The organism is Paraburkholderia sp. J67 (assembly GCF_905220265.1).
Taxonomy (GTDB): Bacteria; Pseudomonadota; Gammaproteobacteria; order Burkholderiales; family Burkholderiaceae; genus Paraburkholderia.
The window spans coordinates 1-781 of record NZ_CAJMZK010000084.1; the positions used below are offsets into that span (position 1 = coordinate 1).

General features: G+C 59.7%; 2 protein-coding genes. Both read right to left on the bottom strand.

Features of this window, described 5'->3' with window-relative positions:
* Nucleotides 1–267: electron transfer flavoprotein subunit beta/FixA family protein (locus U5782_RS41270; RefSeq protein ID WP_415914504.1), on the bottom strand; the 267-nt coding region annotated here is incomplete at its 3' end.
* A gap of 75 nt (nt 268–342) precedes the next feature.
* A partial coding sequence (locus tag U5782_RS41275; protein WP_322049624.1) for an ABC transporter ATP-binding protein occupies nt 343–781 on the bottom strand: 439 nt, incomplete at its 5' end.

Consider the following 781-nt stretch of genomic DNA (forward strand, 5'->3'; position numbering starts at 1 on the left):
GTCGGACTCGATCAACACCGCGCGATCCGCGCCAATCGCCAGCGCCGTGCGCAGCGTTTCCTGGGCTTGCGAAACGCCACACGAGACGGCGATGACTTCCGTCACCACACCCGCTTCCTTCAACCGCACCGCCTCTTCAACCGCGATTTCATCGAACGGGTTCATCGAAAACTTTACGTTCGCGATATCCACGCCCGAGCCATCCGACTTCACACGAACCTTCACGTTGTAATCGACTACGCGCTTGACTGGCACAAGGACTTTCATCGTTCTTTCCTTTCTTGCTGCAATTTCAATATCGAGCGTCACATACCCGCTCGCCATTCCCATCCGTTGACCCACTTATTCGCCCAGATACGCCGCGCGCACCTTCGGATCGTCGAGCATCTGCCTGGCGTCGCCTTCCATCGTGACGAGACCCGAGTCCATCACATAGCCGCGGTTCGCCGCCTGCAACGCAAGCCGTGCGTTCTGCTCGACCAGCAGCACCGTGATGCCTTCACCCGAGATCGTGCGCACCACTTCAAAGATCTTCTCCACCATGATCGGCGAGAGACCCATCGACGGTTCGTCCAGCAACAGCAGCTTCGGACGGCTGATGATCGCGCGCGCCATCGCCAGCATCTGCTGCTCGCCGCCCGAGAGCGTGCCCGCGAGCTGCGAGGCACGTTCCTTCAGGCGCGGGAAGAAGCCGAACATACGGTCGACGTCCTTCGCAATGCCATCCTTGTCGTTGCGCAGGTACGCGCCCATCTGCATGTTTTCGATGATCGACATGCGT